Source organism: Winkia neuii subsp. neuii DSM 8576, assembly GCF_000420405.1.
In the GTDB taxonomy this organism is placed as follows: domain Bacteria; phylum Actinomycetota; class Actinomycetes; order Actinomycetales; family Actinomycetaceae; genus Winkia; species Winkia neuii.
The window spans coordinates 25121-48147 of record NZ_ATUW01000003.1 but is presented as its reverse complement, the minus strand read 5'-3'; the positions used below and the strand labels follow the sequence as shown (position 1 = coordinate 48147).

General features: G+C 57.1%; 13 protein-coding genes. 10 read left to right on the top strand and 3 right to left on the bottom strand.

Annotated features, from left to right (window positions below; translation table 11 throughout):
- The first annotated feature begins 17 nt into the window (after window positions 1–17).
- Genes G437_RS0103490 through G437_RS0103475 form a run of 4 tightly spaced genes read left to right on the top strand, consistent with a single transcriptional unit; the run spans window position 18 to window position 10912 of the window.
- Window positions 18–9035, top strand: coding sequence for a type I polyketide synthase (locus tag G437_RS0103490; protein ID WP_024331207.1), 9018 nt, complete (start codon window positions 18–20; stop codon window positions 9033–9035).
- Complete coding sequence (locus G437_RS0103485) at window positions 9035–9502, top strand: holo-ACP synthase (RefSeq protein WP_029769225.1); 468 nt, start codon at window positions 9035–9037, stop codon at window positions 9500–9502. The genes G437_RS0103490 and G437_RS0103485 overlap by 1 nt, the downstream gene beginning before the upstream one ends.
- Window positions 9492–10091 carry a biotin transporter BioY gene (locus tag G437_RS0103480; RefSeq protein ID WP_024331205.1) on the top strand — a complete coding sequence of 200 codons (600 nt, stop codon included), beginning with the start codon at window positions 9492–9494 and terminating at the stop codon, window positions 10089–10091. Before G437_RS0103485 ends, G437_RS0103480 begins: the two co-directional genes overlap by 11 nt.
- A gap of 47 nt (window positions 10092–10138) precedes the next feature.
- Entirely contained in the window at window positions 10139–10912 is a 774-nt protein-coding gene (locus tag G437_RS0103475) for a glutathione binding-like protein (RefSeq protein WP_024331204.1), read from the top strand.
- Between the two features lie 54 nt (window positions 10913–10966).
- Here the strand turns inward: G437_RS0103475 and G437_RS0103470 are convergent, their stop codons facing one another.
- Both G437_RS0103470 and G437_RS0103465 read right to left on the bottom strand, forming a co-directional pair.
- Window positions 10967–12457, bottom strand: coding sequence for a DUF1846 domain-containing protein (locus G437_RS0103470; protein ID WP_024331203.1), 1491 nt, complete (start codon window positions 12455–12457; stop codon window positions 10967–10969).
- A 285-nt stretch (window positions 12458–12742) separates the two neighbouring features.
- Window positions 12743–13579 carry an aldo/keto reductase gene (locus G437_RS0103465; RefSeq protein ID WP_024331202.1) on the bottom strand — a complete coding sequence of 279 codons (837 nt, stop codon included), beginning with the start codon at window positions 13577–13579 and terminating at the stop codon, window positions 12743–12745.
- A gap of 170 nt (window positions 13580–13749) precedes the next feature.
- Here G437_RS0103465 and G437_RS11500 point away from each other — a divergent pair, with 170 nt between their 5' ends.
- A complete protein-coding gene (locus G437_RS11500) occupies window positions 13750–15108 on the top strand; it encodes an endo-beta-N-acetylglucosaminidase family protein (protein WP_024331201.1) in 1359 nt (452 codons plus the stop codon).
- Here G437_RS11500 and G437_RS0103455 read toward each other — a convergent pair.
- Window positions 15092–16087 carry a LacI family DNA-binding transcriptional regulator gene (locus tag G437_RS0103455; RefSeq protein WP_024331200.1) on the bottom strand — a complete coding sequence of 332 codons (996 nt, stop codon included), beginning with the start codon at window positions 16085–16087 and terminating at the stop codon, window positions 15092–15094. The two genes, G437_RS11500 and G437_RS0103455, sit on opposite strands and share 17 nt — an antisense overlap.
- Window positions 16088–16267: 180 nt before the next feature.
- On the opposite strand from G437_RS0103455, the gene G437_RS0103450 reads away from it, so the two are divergent.
- From G437_RS0103450 to G437_RS0103430, 5 genes are read left to right on the top strand one after another with little or no spacing between them, the layout of a single operon-like run.
- Window positions 16268–19264 (top strand): alpha-mannosidase, encoded by a 2997-nt coding sequence (locus G437_RS0103450; RefSeq protein WP_024331199.1) that lies wholly within the window; start codon window positions 16268–16270, stop codon window positions 19262–19264.
- The gene (locus G437_RS0103445; protein WP_231782314.1) at window positions 19252–20412 is read left to right on the top strand and encodes a glycoside hydrolase 5 family protein; all 1161 of its coding nucleotides are present in this window, start codon (window positions 19252–19254) and stop codon (window positions 20410–20412) included. The genes G437_RS0103450 and G437_RS0103445 overlap by 13 nt, the downstream gene beginning before the upstream one ends.
- Window positions 20409–21404: a family 20 glycosylhydrolase gene (locus tag G437_RS0103440; RefSeq protein ID WP_024331197.1), complete on the top strand. Its 996-nt coding sequence runs from the start codon at window positions 20409–20411 to the stop codon at window positions 21402–21404. The genes G437_RS0103445 and G437_RS0103440 overlap by 4 nt, the downstream gene beginning before the upstream one ends.
- The gene (locus G437_RS0103435; RefSeq protein WP_155845678.1) at window positions 21322–21681 is read left to right on the top strand and encodes a hypothetical protein; all 360 of its coding nucleotides are present in this window, start codon (window positions 21322–21324) and stop codon (window positions 21679–21681) included. Before G437_RS0103440 ends, G437_RS0103435 begins: the two co-directional genes overlap by 83 nt.
- A gap of 30 nt (window positions 21682–21711) precedes the next feature.
- Window positions 21712–23010, top strand: coding sequence for an extracellular solute-binding protein (locus tag G437_RS0103430; RefSeq protein WP_024331195.1), 1299 nt, complete (start codon window positions 21712–21714; stop codon window positions 23008–23010).
- Window positions 23011–23027: the final 17 nt, after the last annotated feature.

The following is a 23027-nucleotide window of genomic DNA, read 5'->3' as shown; positions in this document are numbered from 1 at the left end:
GGCCGAATGGATAGCAAATGAAATCTTTTTTTGAACAGCTAAATGTCCCCTACACCCTCATTTTTGGAGGCCAAGGGAGTGCCTGGGCGCCGCAGCTAAACAATTTGTCTCGAGTCGCAAAAACCGCGAAGGTTCTTACCTCAGCTTGGGAAAAGGCGAGGGCGAAGGTAGCCCCGGTGATTTTGGAAATTACCACGTCTGCCCCGGGCGGTCTGGATAGCCTCACCGCTGCTTTGGAGGGGAATGAAGACGCGCTGGATCGGGCGAGTGCTAACGCAACCGTGTCGGTGCCAGGCATCACCCTTGCCCAATTTGGCACTGCGCTTACCCTGGATGCCTCCTCGCTGCATCTGCGCCAGAACAAGCCCGTTGCCTTCCTGGGGCACTCCCAGGGGGTGTTGGGAGCAGAGCTGGTGCGAGCCTACGTCGACGACAACGCGGCTAAAGTGGCGGATCTGTTGGCCTTGGCGATATTGGTTGGGGCAGCAGCATCGCGGGCAACTGCCCAGGCGGGGGCCGCAGGCACTCGCGAGTCCAGGCCAATGGTCTCCCTACGGGGCTTGCCCTTAGAACAGGTACAAAAGGTTTGCCAAAATTCTGTCTCGTTAGCTGTTTACAATGGCGACAAAGCGGGGGTGCTCTCGGGACGCCCTCGGGATCTGGAGGTAGCGGTTGCGCGCCTGCAGGCACAGGTAGAGGCCGCCAACGCGGATATTGCCTCTAGGCGGCGCGGGGGTAGTGCAGTAAACCTGCAGGTGGATCAGCTCGACGTGGCAGTTCCTTTCCACAATGCCATCTTGGAGGACGCTGTAGCTGAGGTAAGTCGGTGGGCCAAGAAGTGTGGCATCGACGTATCCCAGGCTACTAAATTGGCTCGGCAAATCCTGGTTGAACCGACTAGGTGGCCAGAGGCCCTGCGGGCTGCGCAGGCCGCAGGTACCAGGTGGTTCTTGAACGTGGGGCCCGGCCCCGTCCTCGCGCAAATTACGGCCCCGCTAATCGCGGGGGCAGGAATAGGTGTAGTTTCGGTGGGGGACGAACACCGTCTTGCCGATCTGGATACGCCCGGATACTCGGTTTCTAAGCCGCTAGATTACAGTGAATTTGCGCCTAGGCTGAACGAACTTCCTAACGGCAAGATTGCCGTTTCCACCAAGTTCACCAGGCTAACTGGCTACAGCCCCATAATGCTGCCAGCTATGACTCCTACCACGGTAGATGCCGGGATCGTTGCGGCTGCCGCAAACGGGGGCTACTGGGCAGAACTCGCCGGCGGTGGGCAGTATTCTCCGGAAGTTTTGCAGAAGAACCTGAACAATCTTTCCCGTCTTCTCGAACCGGGCCGTGCCGCCCAGTTCAACTCGATGTTCTTTGACCGCTACATGTGGAACCTGCAGTTTGGCGTGCAACGGATCGTTCCGAAGGCACGCGCGAATGGGGCAGCCGTAAATGGCGTCACCATTTCTGCCGGCATTCCCGAGGTCGAAGAAGCCACCAAGCTGATCGAGTCGCTGAACGAGGAAGGCTTTAGGTACGTTTGCTTCAAGCCGGGCACCGTCGAGCAGATCCGGCAGGTACTCGCCATTGCGGGGGCCGCCCCCGACCGGGACATTATTATGCAGGTTGAGGACGGCACTGCGGGCGGGCACCATTCCTGGGAGTCGCTGGATGATTTGTTGCTAGCCACCTACCATGACATTCGCAGGGCCAAGCGCGTTGTTTTGGCTGTTGGCGGGGGAATCGGCACGCCGCAGAAAGCGGCTTCTTACATCTGTGGCAAGTGGGCCTTAGCCTACGGGCGCCAGCCCATGCCGGTAGACGCGGTGATGATTGGTACCGCAGCGATGACGGTGAAGGAAGCTACTACCTCGCGCGCGGTGAAGCAGCTCCTCAAAGACACCCCCGGTATCGACGACGGGTGGATTGGCCGCGGTGCCGAACGTGGTGGAATTACCTCGGGGCTGTCCCACCTAGATGCCGACATGTACGAAATTGAAAACTCGTCGGCTAAGGCCTCCAGACTAATCCACCAGATCGGGTCGGACGCCGAAGAGCTGGAGCGCCGCCGAGATGAAGTTATTGCGGCGATCAACAAGACGGCCAAACCCTACTTTGGGGATTTGGAGGACATGACCTATGCGCAGTGGGCATCTCGCACCATTGAACTGTGTTATCCCTGGGCGGACCCCACGTGGAACGACCGCGTTTGGGACTTGTTCCGCCATATTGAGGCCCGCCTCTGCGAGGCCGACCACGGGCCGGTAGAAACCCTCTTCGCAACCGTAGAAGACATAGAAGATGGGCCCGCCGCCCTCGAAAGACTTCTTGCCGCCTACCCGAATGCCCGCGAAGTAAAGGTTATTTCCGCAGACGCAGCATGGTTTGTGGACCTGTGTCGCAAATACGTCAAGCCCATGCCATTCGTCCCTGTAATCGACACTCAGCTGGCACGTTGGTGGGGGAGAGACACGCTGTGGCAGTCCCACGACGAACGTTTTGACGCAGATGCGGTGCGCATCATCCCGGGGCCGCGCTCAGTTGGGGCAATCGACAGGATCGACGAGCCGATAGCACAGATGTTTGCGCGCTACGAGGCCGGGGTGGCCCACGAAATTGAAGCTGCCCCGACACCTGTTTACTCCCGGCTTGCTGAAGCCCCGGATGAGGCCGCCTTCATTGCTGCTACTCCGCTTATTGAGTGGAATGGCAATCTGGTAGAAAATCCGTTCCGGCATAGCCCCGCCCAGTGCTCGCTGCGCCAGGACGAGGACGGATTGACGCTAGTCGTGGCCTGCGACAGCCTGTGGGATGGGATGGCTAAGCGCCCGTATGCGGTACCCGCCTTGGAGCTTCCTCTCTCGCTACCCGAAGGTTGCGCCGGGGGCGCCTACCCTGTCGTGGACATGGATCGTTTGGCGAAGACCGCCTACCACCTGCTGGCGGGTGCTGCTGGGGTGGGCTCTACCGCAACTTCCGGGCAGGTTATCTCGCAGATGCCCACCTATGTCGCCGGTGAGGGATTTGGGGAAGTACATGGCGAATTCTTGTTGGGTGCGAACGTTCCTGCCGCCCACGCGGCCGTGACCGGGGCTGCTTTGGACGTTGAATTGGCTTCCTTTGTTCCGGATGCTCTGGTTGGGCCGTGCTGGCCCACTATCTACGGGGCCCTGGGTACTGCCACCTACGGTGGTTACCCGGTGATTGAGGGGCTGATCAATGCGGTCCACCTAGACCATACTGTTCGCGTGCTGGGAGATATTCCCTACGGGCAGACTGTTACTAGCGTGGGACGTTGCGCAGGGGTTGCTGAATCGGCATCCGGCCGTGTGGTTCGCGTCGAGGTGAGTTTGTACTTTGAGGGGCGCGAATTTGCCCAGCTTATTGAGCGTTTCGCTATTAGGGGCCGTGTCACCACCTCTGAGCCAGCAAGCCCTAGCCCCCATCCTTGGAGCGAGGGAACCCAGATAGAGGACACCCCGCGCAAGTTGCTGCGCAGGATGACTGTTACAGCGCCTGCCGACATGACGGCGTTCGCGAATGTTTCGGGTGACTTCAACCCGATTCATACCTCTTACTCTGCGGCTCGCATGGCCGGATTGTCGGCGCCGTTGGTGCACGGCATGTGGCTGTCGGCAACCGCTCAACATGCTATTCGTGCCGAGGTCGAAAAGAAAGCCGGCTTTACAATAACGGCTTGGACCTACGCGATGTTTGGGATGGTGAACCTCAACGATCAGGTGAGCATTTCGATTGAACGCGTGGGCCGCATTCGCTCGGGTGGGTTGGTCTTGGAGGCCACTTGCAAGATCGGCGACGAACTGGTTTCGCGTGGGACCGCGCTCACCCAGGCTCCCGCTACGGCCTACGTATACCCAGGTCAGGGCATTCAAAAACGGGGCATGGGCAAGGAGGACAGAGCTCGCTCGAGTCGAGTGCGCGAGGTTTGGCAGAGGGCGGATCGGTTTACTAGGGCTGCTCTGGGCTTTTCAATTCTGACTGTAGTAGACGAGAATCCGACGGAGCTGAAGATTGGTTCCGAAATCTACCGCCATCCCGCCGGGGTCATGAACCTGACGCAGTTTACCCAGGTAGCGCTCGCGACGTTGGCCTACGCACAAACTGAGCGTTTGAAGGAAGAGGGCGTTTTCCAAGAGGGTGCTGCTTACGCGGGCCATTCGTTGGGCGAATACAATGCGTTGGCCGCCTGCGCCGATATCTTCCCGCTCGAGAAGGTCATTGAGATTGTTTACCAGCGGGGTTCCGCTATGCACCACCTGGTCGAACGCGATGAGGCTGGCCGCTCCAACTATGCGATGGGGGCGCTGCGCCCGAATCAGTTTGGCGTAGGTGATGGCCAGGTACGCGATTATGTGGCAGCTGTCGCTAAGGAATCGGGCCAGTTCCTGGAAATTGTCAATTACAACTTGGCCGGGGCTCAGTATGCCGTGGCTGGGACTCTGGCCGGGCTGAAAGCTCTGGAGGCCGATGCTGCTGTCCGCGCCAAAGAGTGGGGCGGAAAGCGCCCGTTCATGCTGATTCCCGGCATTGACGTGCCATTCCATTCTTCGGTACTACGTCCGGGCGTTGCCGAATTCCGCCAGAAACTCGACGACGCTATCCCCGCGCAGATCGATACCGAAAAATTGGTGAATCGCTACATTCCGAATCTAGTGGCTCGCCCCTTTGAGGTAAGCGAAGCGTTCGCTAAGGCTATCTTGGAGGTTGTTCCCTCTAAGGGAGTGGCTGCCCTCATTGAGCATGGATTCGACGACTACAACCGGGCCGCGCGTACGCTGCTAATCGAATTGCTCGCCTGGCAGTTTGCCTCCCCGGTGCGTTGGATTGAAACCCAAAAACTGCTGTTGTCGGATCCGGCAGATGGCGGTCTGGGAATCGACCAGTACATCGAGGTGGGGCTATCTTCCAGCCCAACTTTGGCGAATTTGGCAGCGAAGACGTTGCGGCTTCCGGAATTTTCGGATCGACACGTAGAAGTTCTGAACGTCGAGCGCGATAGTGAGCGCATCTTCCAGAAGGATACGGCTCCGCAGCTGCCCCAGGTGCAGCCTGCGCCCGCCCCCGTAGCTTCCCCGGCCGAGCAGGCCGAGCAGCCGGTCGAGGCGAAGGCTAACGCTCACCCTGCCCCGCAAACGCAGACGGTTGCCCAAAGCGGGTCGACCGCTCCTGAGCTGAGCTACGACGCGGGCGACGGCATAATGTTCTTGCTTGCATACGCCAACAAGCTCAACCTGGGACAGGTCGAGGATACCGACACTGTCGAGACATTGACGAACGGCATTTCCTCTAAGCGGAATCAGCTCCTCATGGACATTGCCGCCGAGGTATCCCTGCCCGGGGTTGACGGGGCAGAAGAAGCTGATGTGAAAACGCTGCGCGAAAAGGTGCGCGAGGCCGCCAGCTCCTACACTCCGTTTGGGCCTGTTCTAAGCGAGATCGCGGCAACCAAGGTGAGGGCACTTCTGGGCGGTGCCGGTCTGGGAGTTGACCACATCGGCACCCGGTTAGAAAAGCACTGGGCACTGCCTGCGGGATGGGAACCGAGGGTACGCGAACAGATTGTCCTCGGGACCCGCGAAGGGGATTCCGTGCGGGGAGGGTCTCTAACCAGTTTGCCCACTCAGGTTGCTTCGAAAGCAGAGGCCGACGAGCTTATTGACGAGGCCCTGGCCCTGGTTGCAAAAGCTCAGGGAGTTGCCCTCACTCCGGCCGTTGGCGCCGCCTCTGGCGGTGGCGTTGTGGATTCGGCTGAGCTGGATAATTTGCGTTCGCAGGTACTTGGCGAGGACGGAATCCTAGCTGAGCTTGCAAAGGACGTGCTTGCGCGTTTGGGAGTGCAGAAGGATTCGACTCTGCCCGTAGCTGGCGATGCCGGGCTACTCGAAAGTGTAGAAGCTGAGCTTGGCGCCGATTGGCAAAAGTTTGTTAGTCCGGCATTTGACCCCAACAAGGCTGTCCTGCTAGATGATAGGTGGGCGCTATACAGGGAAGATTTGGCTCAAGCTGCAGCCGCGCTTGCTCGTGGAGAAGAGCTGGTTGCGGACGAGCGTTGGGTGGGCGCCGGCGCAACAGTTGCGGCCGGAGCCAAGTGGCACGCGGGCCGCTCGCAGAACAAAGCCTTCTTCGAAGAGGTTGCCGAGAAAGCGTTGCAAGAGGGCAATTTTGCCTTCGCCAACGACGTTGCCCTCGTAACTGGGGCTGCTCCAAATGCGATCGCTGCCCAACTGGTGGCGCGCCTGCTTTGGGGTGGGGCCACGGTGGTCATGACTGCTTCGAAGGTCACCCAGAAGCGCCTGCAGTGGGCAAAGAATCTATACCATGAGCATGCTCGTGGGGAGGCCGCCCTCTGGCTGGTGCCAGCTAACTTGGCGTCGCTTCGCGACATCCATGCCCTCACTCAGTGGATTGGCTCCGAGCGTCGGGAAACTGTAGGGGGCAAGACTACGGTTACCAAGCCGGCTTTGCTGCCAACTTTGGCCTTCCCATTTGCGGCTCCGCCGGTGCTTGGGCGACTGGGCGAAGACCCACGCAAGGGACTAAACGAATTCCGCCTGCTGCTAACCAGCGTCGAGGCGACGATATTTGATTTGGCCCAGATTGGTATGGACACTGCGATCGGGCACCGGGTACACGTGATACTACCTGGCTCGCCCAACCGGGGTACCTTCGGCGGGGATGGGCTGTATGGCGAGGCTAAGGCGAGCCTGGATGCGATCTGTAACAAGTGGAAGGTAGAATCCGGCTGGCCCGAGCGAATTACCTTGGCACACCCGCGCATTGGCTGGGTTGCCGGCACCAACCTCATGGGCGGCAACGACGCGATCGTACCCGCCGCGAAGAAGGCCGGCATCCACGTCTACAGCACCGACGAAATAGCTGGCGAACTGATCGCATTGGCTAGCCCGCAGGTTCGCGAGCAGGCTTGCGAGGCGCCGGTGGAGGCGGACCTCACTGGTGGGTTGGAGAAGATTTCTCTTTCGCTTACTGAGCTGGCTGCCTCCGTGGAAAAGGCGCCTGCTCCTCGGGAAGAAAAGCAAACGGCCACTGTTGCTGCGCTGCCCAGCCCCCGTAGGCCTAAGCAGGCTACGGCCGAGTGGGCCAAGGTGTCGACTCCGCTAGAAGACATGGTTGTAATAGTTGGCGCTGGCGAAGTCGGGGCTTGGGGCTCTTCCCGAACTCGTCTCGAGGCTGAACTTGGCATCTCGCCGGCGAACATGTCTACCCACGCGGTGATCGAGCTTGCTTGGATGATGGGTCTGCTCACCTGGAAGACCTCTCCCACTCACGGGTGGTACAACAGTCAGGATGAGCTTGTCCCCGAAGAGCAAATCCACGACCGTTATGCCAACGAGGTAATCGCCCGTTGTGGCATCCGCCCTCTGGGAGACGATTCGAACCTGCGTGCGGGCGGATCCGACGACGTCACCACTATGTACTTGCCCGATTCGGTGACTTTTGAAGTGGCTTCGGAAGAAGCAGCAAAGGCGTATCAGAGCGCCGACCCTGCCCACACCGATATCTACTTCGACGAAAAGTGGTTCGTGCGCAAACTAGCCGGGGCTAAGGTTTTGGTACCTACCTTTGTGCCTCTAACGCGCACAGTAGGGGGCCAACTGCCGGACGGTTTTGATCCTGCTAAGTGGGGCATCAGCGCCGGTATGGTCGAGGCGCTAGACCGCATTGCCGCCTGGAACCTGGTAACGGCAATTGATGCATTCACCTCGGCGGGCTTCACCCCTAGTGAGCTACTCCACGTGGTTCACCCGGCAGACGTGGCTTCCACCCAAGGTACCGGAATCGGGGGAATGGAATCCCTGCGTCAAGTGTTCTTGACGCGCTACCTCGGCGAGGAGCGGCCGCAGGATATTCTGCAGGAGGCTCTGCCGAACGTAGTTGCTGCGCACACCATGCAGTCCTACGTGGGCGGGTACGGATCGATGATCCACCCGGTTGGTGCCTGCGCCACCGCAGCAGTATCCATAGAAGAGGGCGTCGACAAGATCGCACTTGGCAAGGCCGATTTCGTGATTGCGGGTGGCATAGACGATATCTCGGTGGAATCCCTCACCGGATTCGGCGATATGAACGCCACCGCCAATTCCGCGGAAATGGCAGCCAAGGGAATTGATTCGCGGTTCTTTTCTAGGGCTGGGGATCGGCGCAGAGGAGGATTCGTCGAGGCCGCAGGTGGTGGCACAGTGCTGCTAGCCCGCGGATCTGTAGCAGCGAAACTGGGATTGCCGGTGCTGGGGGTTATAGCCTATGCCCGCTCGTTCGCAGACGGAGCACACACGTCAATCCCGGCTCCCGGCCTCGGCGCACTGGCCGCTGGCAGGGGAGGCAAGAGAAGTGATTTGGCTAAAGCGCTTGCCGGACTCGGCCTGAGCCCAGACGACATTGCGGTGGTTTCGAAACACGACACCTCCACCAATGCCAACGACCCAAACGAGGCCGAACTGCATTCGCGGCTCGCAAAAGCTCTGGGGCGCAGCAGTGGCAACCCCTTGTATGTGGTCTCGCAAAAGTCTTTGACCGGCCATGCCAAGGGTGGGGCTGCACTGTTCCAAACGGTTGGGCTCACCCAGATCATGTCCTCGGGGATTATCCCGGCTAATCAGGCCCTAGATTGCCTGGACCCGGCCATGCGGCAATGGGAAGAACTGGTCTGGCTGCGCAGTCCGCTTGACCTGGCACAGCCAATCAAAGCTGGGGTGCTAACCTCCCTGGGATTCGGTCACGTTTCAGCGGTGGTAGTAGTTGCCCATCCGGGCGCTTTCTACCGGGCACTAGCAGATAGCGAGGGCGAAGAGCAGGCTAAAGTTTGGCTGGAAAGGGCAAACGAGAGATTGGCAGCCGGCCAAGCTAATCTGGAGCGCAACATGCACGGGCAAGTGTCCCTGTTCCAGGCTCCGGTATCGCGACGCTTCAGTGGCGACGACCGAGTAGATCACGAGGCCGAAGCGGCAATGCTGCTCGACCCGGATGCTCGCCTCCTCGCCAATGGGAAGTACCTGTAATGGGTTCGCTGCTAGGGCTTGGCTGCGACGTGGTGGATATTGCCTCCTTCGCGTCGCAGCTGGCCGAGCCGGGATCGGTCTTTTCGGCAGTATTTACGAATGCCGAATGGGCCTGCCTCGAGCGGCGCCTAGAAGGGCTTGGCCCAAGTCTTGCTAAGAGGCGTTCGGCCTCCCTGGCGGCCCGCTGGGCGGGCAAAGAGGCCGTGGTAAAAGCCTGGTCTTGCGCCCTGGCGGGTTCGCCACCTTTCACAGGGGAACAAATATGGTCCCAGATTGAAATCTTGAATGACCGGTGGGGGCGGCCGTTTGTACGTCTCAGTGCCGCCCTACAGGCACAAGTTGCCCATTCACTCGGGCAGGAGCCAAGCCTCCTTTGCTGGCTGGTCTCGCTGAGCCATGACGGCAACTGTGCCTTTGCAACCACCACCTTGCAACTAAACGAAGGAAAAGAAACACATGAAAACTAAAGCAGTAAATCCAAATGTTCTTTGCGACTATCTTTCTGCTGGCAAAGGCTGGGTAGCTAACTGCGCGTTGGCTTTTGTCGGCGCGGCGGTAACTGGCATTTCCGCCCAGATTGCAGTGCCTATCTGGCCTGTTCCGATTACCGCGCAGACGTTAGCAGTTATGCTGGTAGGGGCAGCGCTGGGAGCTCGCCGGGCGGCTTTGTCGATGCTCTTTTACATGGTGGGCGGGGTTGCAGGCATCCCGTGGTTCGCCAGCCTTACCGGAGGGCCGGCTACAGTCATGAAGCCCTCTTTCGGATACATCATCGCTTTTATCCCCGCAGCCTGGGTTGCAGGCCGGCTGGCTGAGCGGCGCATGGATCGCAAGTTCTTGCCGACGTTGGTGGGCTTCGCCCTCGTCACGGTTATTCCGTTCTTGGGTGGGGTTCCGTACCTGGCCCTGATCATGTCGGTTATGGGCAAGCCCATCACGTTTGTTGAGGCAATCAACTTGGGGGTGACCCCCTTCATCGTTGGTGGCATTATCAAGTGCGTGATCGCAGCGGTGGCAATGCCGGCAGCGTGGAAGATTCTAGACAAGCTTTCATAGCGAACTTCCTTGCCTCGAGTCTGTTTTAATCGAGGCAAGGAGGAACAATGATCACGTCAAAACGGTTTGGTGGCGCCCTTCCTGTTCAGGAGGGGCGTTACCATCTTTTTGTCTCGCCCGTCTGCCCGTGGTGCCGAAGGGTGTCCATAGCGAGGCGAATTTTAGGTTTGGAAGAAGCCATTAGCATTTCCGAATCCACCGGCAAGGGCAAAGATGGTTTCCTGTTCGAGGGCGAAGACGGCTTTGATCCGATTCTGCGGGTGCGTACGGCTCGCGAGCTGTATAGGCGCCAAGAGGATTGGGAGGTTGGCGAGGCGACTTCGGTGCCCGCACTGGTGGATTTGTCTGCTCCAAACACTCCCATTGTGGCCAACGAATCTGCCGATTTGCTAATAGATCTGGCTACCGTCTGGCGTCCCTTGCATAAGGAGGGGGCGCCCGATTTGTACCCGGAAAAAGAACGGGAGAAACTTGCAGGGTTAGATGAGCAGATTCATCAGAACGTGAACAGCCAGTTTTATCCGATTGCTCACAGGGAGGACGAAGAGCAGGCCCAGGCAGCAATAGAGAAGATTTGTGCCTATTTACACCGGGTCGATCCGCTTCTTGCTCAAAGCACCTACCTAACTGGCGAGCAGGTCCGGGGCAGCGATATTCGCCTATTTACCACTTTGGAAGGATTGGCGTCCGTTGTCCCCTTTGCTTCTACGTTGCGGGGAGCATTTGCAGATACCCCGAATGTGGCTCGCTACTTCCGCCACTTGTGTGCGCAAGACGGATGGGTTAGCGACTTAGAAGCAAAAGTGCTTCATCTCAACTAGTGGGGAAGGGGTGAGGCTGCCTTTTGCCTCACCCCTTCCCTCACAGGCTTGCCTTTAGCGCTTTTGGTATAGGCCTTTCTTTTGGAACTCGGGTTCCGAGGTGACCTGAATATCGAGGTTGCGGAATATGCCCTCGTCTACTGTTCCCAGGATCGTTGTAGTGTGCACCTGGGTGCCGCGCAGCTCCTTGAGCTTTGCTAGCGCTGCGGCCGCGTTCGGGTCGCTGGCTGCCGAGACAGACAAGGCGATCAGCACCTCGTCGGTGTGCAAACGGGGGTTGCGGGATCCTAAATGCTCAGTCTTCAATGTCTGAATTGGAGCAATCGAAGAGGGGGCCAGCAAGTCGATGGACTTGTCGATTCCGGCAAGCAGCTTTAAAGCATTCAGCAGCATTGCGGCCGAACAGCCCAGCAGAGCGGAGGTCTTTCCGGTAACGATAGTGCCGTCGTCAAGTTCCATTGCCGAGGCCGGGGCCCCGGTCTGGGCGGCAAGCTCCACGGCAGGGGGGACTACAGGGCGGTCTGTGCGCGTGATGCCCAGTTTGGACATAACGATTGAAATGCGCCTGGACTCGATAGGTTCGCGTTGGTTGCGCCTCTCGGAGACTAGAGCCTTGTAATAGCGCCGGATTACTTCCTGCTTCGCGGCGTAGCGGCACACCTCGTCGTTGCTAATGCACTTTCCGGCCATATTCACTCCCATGTCCGTGGGGGAGTTGTAGGGGCACTCGCCGGTCAACTGGGTGAGCAATTGGTGCAGTAGCGGGTACACTTCGACGTCGCGATTGTAGTTGACCGCCTGCTTTCCGTATGCCTTCAGATGGTACGGATCGATCATATTGACGTCGTCGAGGTCGGCCGTGGCCGCCTCGTAAGCGAGGTTGACGGGATGATCTAGGGGGAGGTTCCAGATCGGGAAAGTCTCGAATTTGGCGTATCCGGCCTTAGTGCCGCGTTTAAATTCGTGGTAGATCTGGGATAGGCAGGTTGCCATCTTTCCTGATCCTGGACCGGGTGCAGTGACGATTACCAGGTCGCGGGAGGTTTGCACGAAATCATTTTTGCCGAAGCCTTCGTCCGATACCACGTGGTTCACATCGGCTGGGTACCCTTCGATCGTGCGATGGCGAGCAACTTTTACCCCCAGCTTTTCGAGGCGCTGTTTGAATGCCTTCGCCGGTTTGTTGTCGTCCTCCATCTGGGTCATTACGACGTTTTCCGCTAGGAAACCGCGCTCCCGGAAGACGTCGATTAGGCGCAGTACGTCCTCTTCATAGGGAATGTTGAGGTCGGCGCGAACTTTGCCGCGAGCAACGTCTTTAGCGTTTATGACCACCAAAATTTCTAGATCGTCTTTGAGCTGTTCGAGCATCGCAATTTTGTTGTCAGGGGTAAATCCTGGCAATACTCGTGAGGCATGCATGTCGTCGAAGAGCTTGCCGCCCATTTCGAGGTAGAGCTTGCCGCCAATTTCGCTGCGCCGCTTGGCAATGTGCTGAGATTGCAGAGAAATGTACTTGTCACGGTCGAATCCTATTTGACTCAACTGTCCTCCAATAGATCGTCACTATGGGGCCTAACGTTGAGCCCTAACAAGTATACAAATGGCGGGGGTAGCCGGATAGTTCAAACGGAGTGTTTTTCGCGACTACGCTTGCCTTGTTTGTTAGAAATTAGCGCCATCTCGAGGAGCGCTCCTATTAGTAGGAGCGCTCCTGCCACTATCAGTATCCATGAGTTCCAGCTGGAACCGTGTATACAGATTCTGGCTATGCCCACTATGACCATGGCGCTAAAAACTACCAGTCGTAGGCCTAGGAGTATTTTTGCGTTAGTCGACATCGATCTCGTCGGGGTGAGCTGCCACTCGATTGCCGCGTTCTAGGGCATGGATCTTGAGGAATTCCTCGTCAGTCAGTTCGAAGTCGAAAATATCCAGGTTTTCTGCCATGCGCTCTTTGTGCGTGGTTTTGGGGAATACGATATTTCCCTCTTGGATGTGCCAGCGCAACACTACCTGGGCGGGAGTTTTGCCATGCGCCTTGGCTGCCTGAGCAATGGGCTCCTCGTTGAAAAGGTCGTATTTGCCCTGTCCTAGCGGCCCCCAGGCCTCAATCTCTATTCCCCGCGAGCGGCAGTACTCGGTTACTTCGCGCTGCTGGTAGGTGGGGTGCAATTCAATCTGGTTCACTGCGGGAACTAGCGGTTCACCGCCGGGGCTAAGTAGATTGTCTAAATGTTTGGGAAGAAAGTTGCAGACGCCAACTGACTTTACAAGTCCTGCCTCACGTTGGCGGCCGAGTTCCTCCCAGGCGCTCGTGTAAGCCCCCTGTTTTTCGCAAGGCCAGTGAATCAGGTAAAGGTCCACGTAATCCAGCCCCAGACGTTCGAGGGAGGCCTGCAGGGCTTCCTTGGCATTCTTCTGTTCGTCGTTCCAAAGCTTGGTGGTGATGAAAAGCTCTTCGCGAGCAATACCTGAGGAGGCTATCGCTCGACCAACGCCCTCTTCGTTGCCGTAAATTTTAGCCGTGTCGAAGTGCCGGTAACCCGCCTCGAGCGCCTCACTTACTACCCGTTCTGCGTCATCTGCATCGACCTTGAATACGCCGAAGCCAAGTTGGGGGATTAGGTTGCCATCGTTCAGTTTGATGTTTGGAATGTTGCTCATGTTTCCCAGTGTTTCATCTGTGAGTAGGCTCTCGCAGGGGGAGTAGCTACCTGTTCGCCGCCAGGTGAAATGCGCAAACACCAGCGTTAGAGGTAAATCGTTAGATAAGCTAACTTAACCGGTTTAGTTGAACTTAGCTGGCGCAACGGAGCGCCAAGAAAGCTGCCGCAATGAAGACAATAAATAAACTTGCGTTGGTGTGTTCGCTGGGGCTAGTAGCTGCTACTTTGCCCGGGGTAAGTTTCGGAGCAGAAACGCCGCGCCCGGTGGGGGTGCGAAGATCCTGCCCGGCTCCCGTGTTCATGGCGTATTATCGCACCTGGCGCGATTCTGCTATGCCCGCGAGGGCGAATTCCTCCCTTCCCGATCAAAACGTAATCTCGATGACGGACCTGCCCCAGGGCGTGGACATCGTTTCACTTTTCCACTACGTAAATCCTGCCTCCGGGGTAGACCAAAGACCGTTCTGGGACAAGGTCAAAAACGAATATGTACCTGCTTTGCATGCGCGCGGCACGAAAGCTATTCGCTCGGTTGGCGTTGAGCAGATTTACAAGTACGGTCTTAAGCCGGATTCTACTGCGGAAGAATATGCAAGGGCCGCTAGGCAGATTGTGGCTGAGTTTGTGGATAAGGACGGCATTGACGGCTTTGACGTGGATATGGAAACCACCCTGAGCTCGGAGCAGCAGGTTGTTCTGGGAAAGGCCTTCAAAGCGTTGCGGGCTGAACTCGGGCCCCGCCGGCTACTGATTTACGACACCAACCGCGATGGCGAGGGCGCTTACGTTTCGCGGGTTGCACCATATATTGATTACTTATTTTTGCAAACCTACGGCCGTTCTGTAGGGGAAATTTCCCGTTCGTGGGATTCTTACGCGCCTTACATTTCCTCTTGTCAGTTTCTGCCCGGTTACACCAGCCCGGAAGAGCAAGACAGATATAACCGCTGGTTCGATACGGTTGGGCCCGTCGAGGAATCGAATGCTGTAGCCATGGCTAAATGGAATCCGAAAGGCGGGCAAAAAGGGGGCGTTTTCGCCTATGCCATCGATCGCGACGGCATGACGTATTCTGCTGCAGATCTAAATAGGATCGCACCTACTACATTCGACTATGCTAGGGCAGTTATCGCGCACCTAAAACCTGGGCTTGTCGCACCTGAGCCCGGTGAGCCTACAGGTGAACCGGGATCTGGGGGAGCCGAACCGGGAATTCCTGCGCCCGAGTCCGGCGAGTCTGAAATCGGAGCGGGCTCTGTACTTGGAAGGGAGCAGGTCGGCACTGGCGGGCGGCAAGTGGTAGCAGGTGGAAAAGACGATGCTGGAAAGGGACAGCCTGCCGGCGAACAGGATCGTCGAAAGCACCGGGGTAATAAGCAAGAGCGAACTCAAAGTGACAGAGCTGCAAAGGTGTCTACGGTGGGTGGGTGGCTTGCCAACACTGGCGGATCATTGTTCGCACTGCCCGGCGCCTGCCTGCTGGTAGGGGCAGGGGCGCTGACGCTAAGAGTTAGAAAGAGGTACTAGTCGATTCCCGTTCGATTAGCTGTGGAGATAGCTCTTTTGTAGTCCCGGTGCTCTGCTCCAGCAGGGCTCCGGCAACAGCTTTGCCGAACTCGTAAGTGTCGCGATGTAGGGCGGTAATCGTGGGTGACATTGCCTCGCAAACAAGTGAATCCTCCAAACTCACTACCGCAACGTCAATACCAATCCTGGCCTTGGCATGCCTGAGCGCCTGCACTCCTGCGATTGTCAAAGCCTCGTTTTCAAACACGTAGGCGCTGGGATCTGCCCCCTCGAGCTGGCGACGTACCGCCGCAGCCGCAGCAGGGCCCGAAAAGTCCGTATATTCGACCTCGACTTGGAGCGGAGGTAAGCAGGAAAATGCTCTGGCGCGCTCGCGCACGTGGTGCAATTGGGGGCTGCCTGCGATATACGCAACGCGTTCGTGTCCGTGCTCGCAAAGGTGTTTTCCCACGGCGGTCATTGCCGCAGAATCGTCTATGTCCACACTGGGAAAGAGCGGGCTGGTATCGCCTGCGATAACTGCGCGCATACCTAGGGAAGACAGGAGCTTAGGGCGGGGATCATCCTTGCGAAGATCAACAACCGCTACGGCATCGACACGCTTTTGATCTGCCCACTGTTGATAGATGGTGCATTCCTGGTCGATTGAGGGGGCCACCTGAAAGAGTAGTCCGTAGCCGCGTTTTGACAGCGTTGCCTGCATGCCGGTCATAAGTTGTATGAAAAAGGCTTCCGAACCTACTGCCTTGGGATCGCGGGCGATGACGAGCCCAATTGTGGAGGTGCGTCCGTCCGACAACGCGCGAGCAGCATAGTGGGGGGACCAGTTTATTTCTTCGATTGCAGTGAGGATGCGCTCGCGGGTCTTTTTCGAGATGCCAGGTTTGCCGTTGAGCGCGAACGAAACGGCGGTGGGCGATACGCCGAGCGCTTTGGCGATGTCGCTAACCCTAGATTGTCTAGTTAATTTCGGAGTCATCTTTTTCCTTTACCTCGTTCGAAGAATATCTTATTTAGGCTAATAAATCGGCATGTTAGTGCGGATTAGGGAGAAATGCGCAAACCTTAGAGTTTTGTAATAAAAGTAGTTGCATCTTTAACTAAAGCGGTTTAGTGTAGGAGTGGAATGCAACGACGCAGACCGGTCAGGAGCAAGTACATGCATGACATTCATTCCCTCTTAGAAGCGCGTTTTTCTAGGGTGCTAAAAGAACGTGTGCGCCGCGCAGAGGAAACGGTGGTGGCGCAGCTAAAAATCTCGGCGTTCGAAGTAACTGATCGGGGCGGAAACAGAGGGCAGGGCGAACCCATAAGCTTCACTCAAGCGCTGGAAGGTGAATATGAGCCCTTCCAGGTGGGGCAAAAATGGGGGCCTGCGTGGGGGACAACCTGGTTCAAATTCGAAGTGCAGCTACCTGCCGACATCTCGAATCTAGAGTGTCAGGTGGACCTAGGATGGGAAGATCATTCCCCCGGGTTCCAGTGTGAGGGCCTGGTTTATACCCCTCAAGGGCAGATCCTAAAGGCAATTAATCCGAAGAATCAGTGGATTCCAGTCAGAGGCCAGGCGGGGCAGCTATATACGTTCTACGTCGAAGCAGCTTCGAACCCTCTTTTGCTTGCGGTGCCGCCATTCCAAGTGACGTATGACGGGGATAAGGAAACGGCCAGCTCCGAGCCAATATACAGGTTGGCTAAGGCCGAGTTGGTACGCTTTGATCCACAGGTGCGCGCTTTGGGCTTCGACCTCGAGATGGCTTCCACGTTGGCCCAGACATTGCCTGACAGTGAACGTGTGCGCATGGATCAACAGATCAATCAAGCCGTCGATGTTCTGGACCTAGCAAACATTGCCAGCACAGCTAAAGCTGCCCGCAAAAAATTAGCCCCACTTTTGGGAAACGGTGCCCACGCAGGCTCGCATGAGCTCACCGCCGTGGGACACGCTCACATTGATTCGGCTTGGCTTTGGCCAGTGCGCGAGACACGTCGCAAAGTCGCCCGTACTCTGGCAAATGTCTTGCGGCTACTCGAAGACGGGGCGGATATGTATTTTGCGCTGCCAGCCGCCCAACACGTGGCCTGGCTAGAGCAGGACTACCCGGAATTGTTCAGCCGGGTGCGCAACTGGGTCGAGAGAGGCCGCATAGTGCCCGTGGGGGGAATGTGGGTAGAACCAGATGCGGTCCAGCCCTCCGGCGAATCTATGTGTAGGCAGCTCCTATACGGGCAGGAATATTTCAAAGAAAAGTTAGGCAGAAGGTGCCAGGGAGTGTGGCTGCCCGATTCCTTCGGCTACTCAGCATCTTTGCCGCAGATAGCCAAACTGGGTGGAGCGAATTGGTTCCTGACACAAAAGATTTCTTGGAATCAAACTGACGTCTTCCCACATCACACGCTGAACTGGGAGGGGATTGACGGGACGCGAATTTTCACGCACTTTCCCCCTGTCGACACCTATGGTGCCGAAATGAGTGCGCAGCAGGTGCAATATGCGGCAGACAATTTCAAAGACAAAGCCAAGGCCTCGTTGTCGCTAATACCTTACGGTTACGGAGACGGGGGAGGCGGCCCTACTCGCGAAATGCTCGAGCGCACTAAACGATTGGCGAACACAGCTGGAAGTCCGCGAATCGTACACGATACCCCAGAACACTTCTTTGCCCGGGCCCGCGAGGAATATCCGGAGCCGCCGGTGTGGGTAGGGGAGCTTTACCTCGAGATGCATAGGGGAACCTTCACCTCTCAAGCGGATATAAAGCTTGGCAATAAGCAGGCCGAGGCCTCGTTGTTTGCTGCTGAGCTGTGGGCAACCAACGCTGCGGTGGCAGGTGTAATGGAATATCCAACCCGCCTCGCCGAGCTTTGGAAGGATACTTTGCTATGCCAGTTCCACGATATTTTGCCAGGCTCCTCGATCGCCTGGGCGTGTAAAGATGCGGTAGCTTCCTTAAAAGCGGTAAAAGAGGCAGCGGACCAGATTGCCGCCACCGCCAGGAAACGCCTCGCTGGCGTGGGCGAGCAAGTATTCAACGCTTCCCCCCAAGCGCATCCGGTACCATCCTATTCGTTCGGCGCTCCGGCGCAGGAAACTTCCGTAGCCCAGCAAGCAGTAGTTCGCAACACGGGTGGGGGCTTCAGTCTAACCTGCAATGGCCTCACGGCCCACGTAAACGAAGAGGGGTTAGTCGATTCATTCGTGGGCCCCGACGGGCGCCAGGTAGTGCCTGCCTGCGAGGCGCTGGGCGGGTTGCATCTTTACCAAGATTTCCCGAATATGTGGGACGCCTGGGACATAGACGAATTCTATGCGGCTTCAGAGCAGACTTTGCATGCCGAAAGCGTGGCTGTCGAAGCCGATAGGGTGGTGGCAACGTACAAATTTGGAAACTCGCAGGTGAAGGTGTCCTATGGGCTGAGCGACGCCCTCGAGATTGGGGTGGATGCTGACTGGCACGAATCTGAAAAGCTTTTGAAGCTCGCGTTGCCGGTTGACGTGCACACCAACCACGCTCTTTACGACACGCAAATGGGCCACATTAGCCGTCCTATACACCAAAACACCACGTGGGAATCAAATAAATTCGAGGTTTCGGCCCAGAAGTGGATTTACGTTCCCGAGGGCGAATACGGGGTGGGTATTGTAAACGAGGCCACAGCAGGCTGGTCGCATCGGCGCAAGGTCAACCCAAAAGGCGGGACCTACGCGATATTTGGAGCTTCGCTATTGCGGGCACCCAAGTTCCCTGATCCACACACTGATCAAGGAAAACATCACCGCTCCTTCCAGATTTTGCCTGCAGCTTCTGTACAGCAAACCATCGAGCGCGGATATGGGATTAGCCAAAGTCCTATCACGGAAACAGGAAGCGGTAGCGGATGCAGGCCACTGTTCACCGGTGTCGAGGGCCTAATCGTCGAGGCGGTTAAGTGGGCCCAGGACGGGAGTGGATTTGTAGTCCGCGGCTACGAGGGGCTGGGGCAGCGCCAGCAGATGCGCATCGAATTGGGCTACGACATCGACTCCGTAGAGGTGGTAAACGTGCTTGAAGAGCCGGCGCCAGAACTTTGCGATCTCAGGGTGGAAGCTCGAAGTATCTCCGCCGTGCTGCGTCCCTTCCAGATACTTTCTCTGAAGGTCAGGTGCTCGCAGTGAAGATAGGAGTGAACTATGTGCCCCGCGTAGGCTGGTTTTACCAGTGGGCACATCTAGACAAGGCGGCATTGCGCGACGATTTTCAAGCCATTGCCGAAATAGGGCTCGACCATGTCAGGCTGTTTCCGCTCTGGCCGTTGCTGCAACCTAATCGCGCCCTTATCTCCGATTCTGCTCTAGCCGACGTCGAGGCGATGGCGCAGGTGGCCCTAGACGCTGGCCTACAAGTCAGCGTCGACGTTTTGCAGGGGCACTTGTCGAGCTATGATTTTTTGCCGTCGTGGGTGTTGTCCTGGCACAGACGCAATATCTTTACGGACCCTCAGGTGGTTTCAGCCGAGACGGAGCTGGTTGCGAAGTTATGTGAACGGCTTGCTCCTATGGAAGGCGTGACCGGTATCTGCCTGGGAAACGAAATTGTCCAATTCGCTGCCCGGCGCCACCCGCACCCGTGTCAGGTTTCCAGTGAGGCTGCCTCAAAATGGGTGGATTTGCTACTGCACAGTGCCTACGAGGCTTGGCCTGACGGGCAGCATACGTTCTGCTTCGACGACGATGTGCTGTTTGATCCCACCCAGCCCTTCGACCCTTCCGATGCGGCCAAGGGGGCCGCAATCACTGCCCATTCGTGGATATTTGGCAGACTCGGACCGAAAATCGGCAAGGATCATCCCTGGCTGGCACTGTTTGCACGGTACCTACTCGAATTGGAGAGGGCCTGGCATCCAGGCAAACCATTGTGGCTACAAGAGGTAGGGGCGCCGTTAAACTATCTCTCCAAAGAATATGCTCCCGAATTTGTGCACCAGACCTTGTGCCATGCTGCATCTGTAGCTGAATTGCAACAGATTACCTGGTGGTGTTCACACGATTTGGATCCGGCTCTAGCAGATTTTCCCGAGGTCGAATACGACCTCGGTATTTTCGACTACGAGGGCAACCTAAAGCCTACAGGCAAGGCGCTTTCCGAGTGGGCAAAGGCAGCCCGCCAGGGAAACGCTCCCGCCTGCAAGGGAGGAAGTCGGCAGCTGGAAATAGATGGTCCGGACACTGGCAGAGTTAGCACGCGTCCCGACGGGGAAATCTTTGCCACCTGGGCCCGGGCAATAGAACAAGGCGAACCTCTAGTACTTAGGAGCCGGCAATGACGTCTCTTCCTGATCCGCTGTCTCTGGATATTGAAACTCGCCAAGATGGCCCTGACCTGGGCTACGAAGTTGTGCGAATCCCCACCGACCCAACTACACCTGGGAGCGGGGCGGTTGGGGAGCACTCCTTTGTAGTGCGAGCAACCCGTGCCGGCGACAGGCTGGCAGGACAGATCCAGGTCGCCCTCGAGCAAGCAGCAGGGAAAACCGTTACTACGGGGGTGCATTGTTCCCCGCTAGCACACCGGTCGCTACACCTGGATGCCGGGCGCCACTACTTTCCCGTACCCGAAATAAAACAGATAATGCAGCTCATGGCATGGGCGCGGCTCAACGTCCTCAATCTGCACATCTCTGACACTCATGGCTACAGAATTTCCTCCCAGCTACACCCCGAGATTGTAGCTGGCCAGCATTTAGAAGCCGAAGAGGTCAACGAAATTGTGGAATACGCAGCCACCCTTGGCATCGAGGTGGTTCCGTCGTTCGACATGCCGGGGCATTTGCACAAGGTGTTAGAGCCAAACCAGTGGGCGGGGCTCAAAGATGACTGTGGAAACCTAATTCCCGGGGCGCTAAATATTTTAGATGAGGGCGCAAAAGAACTCGTGTGGGATCTATTAGACGAGGTCGTAGACATGTTCTCGGCCAAAACTGTAACCGTTGGAGCCGACGAATTCCTCGAGTACGGAACTCGAGTGCACACCCTAGAGCAGGCGGCGAAAGAAAAATTTGGTCCGCGTGCTTGTGCCGCTGACTTGTGGATAGACTTTGCCAACCAATGTGTTGAGCGCCTGGCCCGTCGCGGTCTCAAGGCAAACCTCTTCAACGACGGGGTACACGTGGACGCCCTCGTAATGCCAAGCCGACAGGCAGACATCTTCTACTGGACCCGGTGGGGGGGCCCACATGATGCCTCCGCAGCGCTTTGCCCAGCTTGGCTACAGGTTGCACAACTGGGACGGGCAGAGCCTCTACTTCATTTTGCGTGAACCCGGAAACTGTCAGATTCCCACCTTCGAAAGCGTGTGGGCCAACTTCGACCCCAATATTTTCCCCGACAAAGCGGGCACGTTCAGAACTGAACCAGCCGGGGCGAACTTCTCGGTGTGGTGCGATCAGCCCCAGACTATGTCCGGGCAGGAAATAATAACCAAGTTAGTTGGGCCGCTCTTCGCGTTCGGGCAGATACTGTGGCCAACGGGCAGGCGCCGCAACGAAGCGGACACCAAGGCCCTTCTCGATTCTCTTCTAAGTCTTCAACCCTAGAATACGAAAGGAAATGCGATGAGGCATTCAATGAAAACGCTCGCCTCTGTGTTGGCTGTAGGAGCCTTTACGGCAACTGCTCTTACAGGCTGCGCTGGAGGGGGCTCTTCCGAGTCGAAAGTCGATGCTTCCGACGTAAAAGATCAAGAGGTCTCCGGGACGATTACATTCCAGACCTGGTCTTTGAAGAATGAAAAGTTCACTCCTTACTTCGAAAAGTTAGTTGCGGATTTCCAGAAGGAGAACCCGAAGGTCAAGGTAAAGTGGATGGATCAGCCGGGGGACGGCTACGAGGAAAAGATTTTGCAACAGGCAAACTCTGACCAGCTGCCCGATGTGGTAAACCTGCCTCCCGAATACGGCGCTCCGCTGGCCAAGGCGGGGAAATTGCTCGACCTGGCAAAAGCCGACAAGAAGGCTATTGGCGAGTATGTAGACGGAGGTGTAGAAGCCTACCAATACCACGGTGTGGACGGCTCTTTCGGCTACCCCTGGTACCTGGGCGTTGCGTTCAACTATTGGAACACAGATGCGCTACAAAAAGCTGGACTTTCCAAGGAGCAGCTGCCAACTAGTGACGACGAATTGTTCGCCGCGGCTGAAAAAGCTGCCAAAGAGGGGGTAACCCTCATGAACTCTCGCCCTGACCTCGGATATTTGGCTTCTCGGGGAGTGAAGGTGTGGGATCCCGAAAAGCGGGAATTCGTGTTCAACAACCCCGATGCGGAAAAGCTGATCCAACGCTACGCGGATCTGTACAAGAACCACGGCGTTGCCCCCGAGATGATCGGCAAAGCCGACGATGGGGCTCAACTCAACGAGGCCTTCTACAAGGGGGCCCTAGGTGGCTTGAATTCCACGCCTTCGTTTGCTTCCGACATCAAGAAGGATGCCCCCTCGATAGCCGATAAAGTTGTTGTGAATGAACCGTGGGAAACTCCGACCTTGCTGGTACAGGGGATTTCGGTGTCGGCAAATTCGAAGCACCCCGCAGCTGCATTGGCATTTGCGCAGTACGTAACCAACAATGCCAACCAGGAAGCCTTCGTAAAGATCGCCAAGGGATTCTTGCCCGGCACCAAGGCAGGCAACGACGATCCGAACTCTTTTATCTCTGAGAGCGACACTCCACTGGTAAAGGAAGCTATCAAGACAGCTGCCAACACTGCTAAGAAGGCAAAGCGGCTCACTCCAATCGAATTGAGTGAAGAAATGAAAACTGCCTATTTGCAGCAGGTCACCGCTGCGATGCAAGGCGACATCTCTGTAAAGGAAGCACTCGACAAGGCTGCTGCCGAGTGCAACAAGCTCGTCAAAGAGAACGAGTAAGGAATCTGGAGCGCGGA